5 protein-coding genes are annotated in these 6,615 nt (G+C 42.1%); all 5 read left to right on the forward strand.

The genetic code is table 11. The features are described from left to right. Positions 1-183 precede the first annotated feature (183 nt). The 5 genes from G5B42_RS05875 to G5B42_RS05895 all read left to right on the forward strand — a co-directional run bounded on the left by G5B42_RS05875 (position 184) and on the right by G5B42_RS05895 (position 6,271). Positions 184-1,047 carry a pepsin/retropepsin-like aspartic protease family protein gene (locus G5B42_RS05875; protein WP_181339528.1) on the forward strand — a complete coding sequence of 288 codons (864 nt, stop codon included), beginning with the start codon at positions 184-186 and terminating at the stop codon, positions 1,045-1,047. Positions 1,048-1,357: 310 nt separating this feature from the next. Then, positions 1,358-2,113, forward strand: a complete 756-nt coding sequence (locus G5B42_RS05880) for a CPBP family glutamic-type intramembrane protease (protein WP_181339529.1) — start codon at positions 1,358-1,360, stop codon at positions 2,111-2,113. 50 nt (positions 2,114-2,163) lie between these two features. Further along, positions 2,164-2,595, forward strand: a complete 432-nt coding sequence (locus G5B42_RS05885) for a CPBP family intramembrane glutamic endopeptidase (RefSeq protein ID WP_231133284.1) — start codon at positions 2,164-2,166, stop codon at positions 2,593-2,595. Between the two features lie 672 nt (positions 2,596-3,267). Beyond that, on the forward strand, positions 3,268-5,349 hold the full coding sequence (locus G5B42_RS05890) for a transglutaminase domain-containing protein (protein WP_181339531.1): 2,082 nt from the start codon (positions 3,268-3,270) through the stop codon (positions 5,347-5,349). Between the two features lie 379 nt (positions 5,350-5,728). After that, complete coding sequence (locus tag G5B42_RS05895; protein ID WP_181339532.1) at positions 5,729-6,271, forward strand: GNAT family N-acetyltransferase; 543 nt, start codon at positions 5,729-5,731, stop codon at positions 6,269-6,271. Positions 6,272-6,615: the final 344 nt, after the last annotated feature.

A 6,615-nucleotide genomic window follows, 5' to 3' on the forward strand; every position in this document is an offset into this window, starting at 1 on the left:
CACTAATCTGGACTTGATCCGTTCCGGTCAGATAGAATATGAAAGAGCAGTTCGGCTTGGGTTTTGGCATCGCTCAAAAAGGAGCGCATTAAGCTCTGTAAAATACTTAACCTCCGGGACCGCAATGAGAAAAATTCGTCTGGCTGTTTATACACCTTTTAATACATTGGGGGGTATATGGTTTTGAAAAAGGAAATATTTATTTTATTTGGGATATTGCTGCTAACCGCATCCCTGGTTGGATGTCGTAAAGAGATGTCGAGAAGTGAATGGTGTAATAAGTATGGGTTTAAGGAAGATGAAGTGTTTGATATTGAAATAGGGAACTATGGCTTTCCTTACATTGATACCGAAATAAACGGACATCAAATTAAGATGATGTACGATACGGGTAATATGGTAGGGATCTCTGTTTCTTCGGAGGTCGCAAAACAATTAGGATTAACCAAAGTCGATGAAATAACACTCGTTGATACTGCCGGGCTTTCTCTCGGAAGGTTTGGTGTTTATGAAAGTGAAAAAGTTAAAGTATTTGGCCGGGAATTTACCGGGGAAAAGATCTATGAAACTTTTGCGGATGATATTGATGGTCTCCTGCCACCTTCCTTATTGTTAGAACATAGATTTACAATTGATTACAAAAACAAATTTATAGGGATTTCGAAAAACAGTTTTCCTGAAAATAGGATAAAAAAAGAAACCTTCCCTTTGATTGTAAATCCATCACAACCCGGAATGCCAGTCATTGAAGGAGTCGTAAATGGAGAGAAAGTGCTTATACAGCTCGATACAGGCTGTAGCAGAACGTGTGTTGATGAAAAATTAATAACCAAGTTTAATTTACCGGCAAATGCATGGGGCTATGAGATTAAAGATGTAAGGCTCGGTTCTTTTCAGTTCCGTATTAAAAATGCAAAAAAGGTCAGTTTTGCCGGAATTAACGAAGGATATCCGGGTCCAATAATGCTTTGCCTTGGCTCCGATACCATTTCAAAAGTTGTCTTTACTGTTGATTATCCAAATGAAAAGGTGATTTTGAGCGAGTAAGCGGTAAACTTCGTCTAACAGCACGATTACCGCTGGCGGGGCTCGGATAGCGAGTCATGATGACAAAACAATGAAGTTAAATCGTGCAGAGTACGCGCCCATAGCCATGGATCTAAGTGCGGTCGCGCCCGGCTCGTTCTGGTCTAAGTGGTGTCGCACTAAAGCACGTCCTGCGCCTTAAGGTCCATGGCCGTCGGTAATCGGCAAACGTTACACGCCATCGAACGGCAAGACCGCCACATCGTGTGACAAAAACGTATAGCTTTGAAGGGATTAAGGAGGGAAAAAGGAAAAAGGAGGAAGAGAAAGCATGAGCAAGTTGTCACGCTCAATCAAAATTTATATTGGTCTTATTATAACCCTTGCCATCCTGGCGGCGATCAGTATCTTTTTGCCCCAGGGTTCTTTCTCCCCGCTTATGCCGGAACAGGAACTTCCAGCTTCCAAACCGGTGCTCGCCCTGGCGAATGCCGCCTTTATGCTTATTCTCTATGGCGGCTTGGGCTTTCTGGGCTTAATACTCGCGCAAAAGCTTGGCTTTGCCGACCTTTGGGATGAGCGACTGGATAATAGGCAGAGGTTTTTCCTTCCGGCGCTTGTCGGGAGCGCCGTCGGGCTCTTTTTTATTTTGGCCGATACCTTTTTGAGCCAGTTTCATTCTCTGGGACCCCTCCCTCATCCGCCGTTTCCTGCTTCTTTGGTCGCTTCTGCCGTGGCCGGCATCGGTGAAGAGGTGATCTTCCGCTTATTCTTTATTTCCTTTTTAGTCTGGCTGGTTTCTCATGTGCTCCTGAAAAAAAGATGGCCGAATCAGATTTTTTGGCTGGTCACTCTCTTTTCGGCCCTGGCCTTTGCTTTCGGGCATGTCCCTTCGGTGATGGTGATTTTCGGTCTAAATAAGTTTAGTCAAATTCCCCTTGTGCTTATGGGTGAGATTATCCTTTTAAACGGGATTCTTTCCTTTTTTGCAGCTTATTACTTTAGAAAATATGGATTTCTGGCGGCCGTCGGGATCCATTTTTGGGCGGATCTAATCTGGCATGTTCTCTGGGGAGCAATGTCATAAAAAGAAAAGGTAAAGAAAGAGGAGGAAGGCGATGAGTCACTGCTGTGGTCATGGTTGGCCCTCTTCTTTTGTTCCAATCCTTTGGCTATATCTTTACCGAAATCTTCTATGATGAAGACATAAGTGGCCGGGGCCTGGGGATTGACATTGTCGTTATTATCCTGCTTAAGGCTATCGTCCAAACCACCCTTTCTGAAGAGCTCTTTTTCCGTGGCCTCATTGGGAAAAGAATCGCCGGCAAGTTTGGATATTTGACAGGGAATATTACCCAAGCCATCCTGTTTGGTTTGCCTCACGGGTTACCTTTTATACTTGTTTATGAAGAGTATTTCTTTGGCCTGACGCTGATTCTGACCGCGGGGATAGTGGGTTATTTACAATTCTGGTTGAATGAAAAAAGGGCGGATGGAAGTTTATTTCCTAGCATCTTGACGCACAGTATCGCGAATATTGCTTCCTTTCTATCCAAGGCACTCGGTTAGAATTTTGTGCTCGACAGGATTACGACCCGTGAATTAAGGAAAACGGAGGATAATAAAGGAAAAACCAGTTTATTCATAGAAAAGTTATGATAAACTGGTAGACTTTACATAGTTTTATTCTGGGTGAAAGTTTAGAATAAGATAAGTCACTACTTCCTATAACAGGCCAGCTATGTTAAGTACTTAACAAAAAATTCTGAAGTAGCTTCTTAAAAAAGGCAATGAACAGATAAGTGCCTTGATTGCGCACGAAATTAGTCATTTGATTCACTGATAAGATGTTGGGAAAATGATTTGAGTCTTAAAGATATTTCCATGTTATCTTGGAAAGAAATAGAAAGAAAAAGTCTTGATTGTTTAAGTCAATTCTGAATAGGCAATGTTTTACACGGGTGGAGGTAATTGGTGTATGGGCTTTCGTTGCACTGAATGTCCGGACTATCCTTGTCGAAAACACATGGTTTTCAGGCCATCAATCGGTCGTCATAAAAAACCTCGATTTTATAAAAAATGATGGGCTGGATAATTGGTTAAAGGAACAAAAAGCAAGGTGGAGCTGTTCCGGGTGCGGACTTAATATCAGTTGGTACGATGAGAAGTGTGGAAGTTGTGGTTCTAAAGTTTTCAACTGCAAAAATGAGGAAGCGGAACTGGAATAGGGGGATAGATGAAGTGAAAAAAAGGCAAAACCACTGGCTCTTAACTTTGACCCTCTGTTTACTGATGATCCTTTCCAACGCAAAGCAGACATTGGCGCAGGGTGTTAAGTATGATGAAGAAGCGCCCGGCGTTGCTTATCCGTTTATCTGGAGCAGCCCCGGCAGTCCTTACTTAACTGAACTACGCAACAAATACAGTTTGGAAGGGAAAGTCGCCGGCTGCGAAAATGATTATGAAAAAGCAAGGGCCATTGTTGCCTGGGTGAACTGCCTCTGGGAACATCATGGCATAAATACGCCCCGACGAAGCGATCCCCTTTCGATTCTCGAAGAAGTTGAAGAGGGAAAACGATTCCGTTGCGTTGAGTACGCCATTGTGGTCGCCGGTGCTTTAAACGCCCTGGGCATCCCCGCCCGTACCGTCGGTTTAAAAACCAAATATGTTGAGAGCGAATTATTTGGCGCCGGTCATGTGGTGGCAGAAGCTTATCTTAATGACCTCGGCAAGTGGATTATGATCGACGGCCAGTGGGGAGTTATTCCGACTTTAGACGGCACTCCTCTTAATGCGGTTGAACTACAACAGGCTTTGGCGAGCCAAACTGCGGGTTTGGATGTTTATAACGATTCCGGGGTCGATAAAGAGGAATATTTTAACTGGATCAAAGATTACTTGTACTATATTGATGTCCCCTTTGACAACCGTACCGGTATCGATCCGGAGGAATATGCCGGCGGTATATTGATGCTTGTACCTGAGAAGGCAATCCGGCCGGAAAAGTTTCAAATCAAATGGCGTATTAAGAATGCCGTTTACACTCATGCCGTTCGCGATTTATACCCCAGACTGACCCCGGAGATCTACGAAGATGTCGCGGAGAAGATAGCAGAAATTCAAAAGCTTTTTCAAAGCAAAAGTGTTGATGCGCAAACCGGTCTTTATATTGAAGAGATTGTCATTGCCGGTTTGGATCGCACCAAGGAAGGTATTGTTAAGGAGCAATTGCCCTTTAAAGTAGGGGACAAGTGGACGCGGGAACAACAGGAATTGGCGGAGCAGCGTCTGGGCCAGTTGGCAGTCTTCAATCCTCTAAACGTAAGAGTACGGGCGGAGAGGATTGGCGGGGAGAGCGTCAGGGTCCTTGTCTCGACTGAAGATGTTCATCCTTTCATGGTTCATCCGGTGAAAATTTCTTTGATTGGTGAGGTAACCAAGGCAGTTATCTTTAAAGGGATTGATTTGTTGGATCAAAAGTTTAGCCACCGGATCATCAACCCGTGGGGAAACGGGTTGAGTATTTCCGCAGGAGTTCATTGGGGTACGGCTCCCTGGTGGAAAATAGGGTTGGATTATGCGGGGACGCAAGGAAAAGTATATTCTTGGGATTATATGAATTTTATCTGTAATGACGAATCCTTTAATCAAACCCATTATCATATGGAAGGGTTCAAGACCAGGTTTGCGTTGGCTTATCTTCCCGCCGCCGGCTGGAAATGGACCATTGCCCTTAATTATCAGGAAAACAATTTTCAGGTTGATCAAGAAAATAAGGGGCAAACGTATCTTTCGGTGGAAACGGAAATAAAGCGGAAGAAAGAGGAGGATATAGACCTTAGATTTACATACGGCAAATCCTTAAGAAAAGAAGAACCCGATTTTCAACAAGGGGAAATATCTTGGACGAAAGTGACGGGCTTCAATAACAATAAGCTGATTAGCAGGGTGTGCACCGGGATCTCTTCACAGGAGACTCCTCTTAATTATCAGTTTAAGGGAGGGGGTAAAGGCGGGATCCCCTTAAGAGGACACGAGTATAATTTGGCGGGAAATCGGTATCTGTCAGGTTATACCGAGTTTCATAAATTAATCGTTGGTAATGCGTTTATAGGTCTATTTGACCTGTGGGGTATGGCCTTTATTGATTATGCTAAAATTATCCCGGCTCACCGCAGTTACTCTGATCTGCCCTGGGAGATTGACGGAGGAGTGGGAGTCGTCTGCGATACGCCCTTCGGTTTGCTAAAAGCAGAGGTTGGCTTGGACAATTTTAAAGAAAAACCCATCTATTATCTTACTTTTGAAAAGAATTTTTAAAGGGAGGTAAATTGCGGATAATACCATAAAACATCTCTGGGAGCTTTTTAGGCGCGAGGGCAGCGTACCACTTGAATAAACAGGTGGAGGTGCTTGCAAGATTTAGGTGAAAGAGTATTAAATACCACATTTAAAAAAATTGCTTTTGCTATTTCCTCGGTGATAATTCCAATCCTTATTTTTTTTTATATTACTGTTATTTTTCACGAAAGGTACATAGAAATAAGGCGCGAAAGATTTTTACTGTCTATGTTACTTTAAAATTTAAAGGAGTGTTTATAGTGCCGCAAATAGTGATTTACCCACACTGCCCAGTATGGTCAAAACGCTACTTTAAGCGGGAATATTAGATTATATTTTCCGAATGGAGGGAACCAAAATGTATACTGGGGAGAAAGTAAGGTTGAGGGAATATCGAAAAGAAGATATTTCATTGGCATTGCAGTTCATAAATGATAGTGAAGTAAAGAAATTTTTAGTTCCTGGTATTCCATACCCATATACCCTTGAAGACGAAATCAAGTGGTATGAAGAGTTATCAGCAAACAAAGATCACTATAGTTTCGCCATTGAAACTCTAGAAGAGAAAAAATATATCGGTGGATGCGGAATACACAAGGTTGATTGGAAAAATAGAGTAGTGGAGGTTGGTATATTTATTGGCGATAAAAATTATTGGAATAAAGGGTATGGAACCGATGCCATGAGAATATTGATCAGATTTATATTTGAACAGATGAATATTAATAAAATAAAGTTAAATGTTTATGAATTTAACCCAAGAGCGGTGCGATGTTATGAAAAGTGCGGATTTAAGAAAGAAGGGACATTAAGACAAGAAATCTATAGAGATGGGAAATATTATGACCAATATATTATGAGTATTCTTAGAGAAGAATATTATAACAACCCCAATTTTTAAAATAAAGAAACTACAATTCTACCGTTACCTGTTCAGAAAAGTCATGCCGCTACCCAGAGTATTATGATCAAGAAACTGATTTTGGCAGCCATCAAGCCGGAAAAGATGGCAGCCAAAATTGTTTTAATCCTCCCGTCATTCCACTGTTGGATGTAAAATAAACCTCTTCGGGAAAAATATACCTGTAGAGGATAATAAACCACCGAAAGCTTATACTTGTTCCCGATCCGGAAATTATCTACCGAGGTCTCTTTTTGTTTTTCTGGACAATTTTCTTCCTGTTAACCTGCACAATTCTCGTCATCGTTAAAATGCACTTAAATAGGGCTTACTGAAAAACGCAA

This window comes from Capillibacterium thermochitinicola, assembly GCF_013664685.1.
In the GTDB taxonomy this organism is placed as follows: domain Bacteria; phylum Bacillota; class UBA4882; order UBA10575; family UBA10575; genus Capillibacterium; species Capillibacterium thermochitinicola.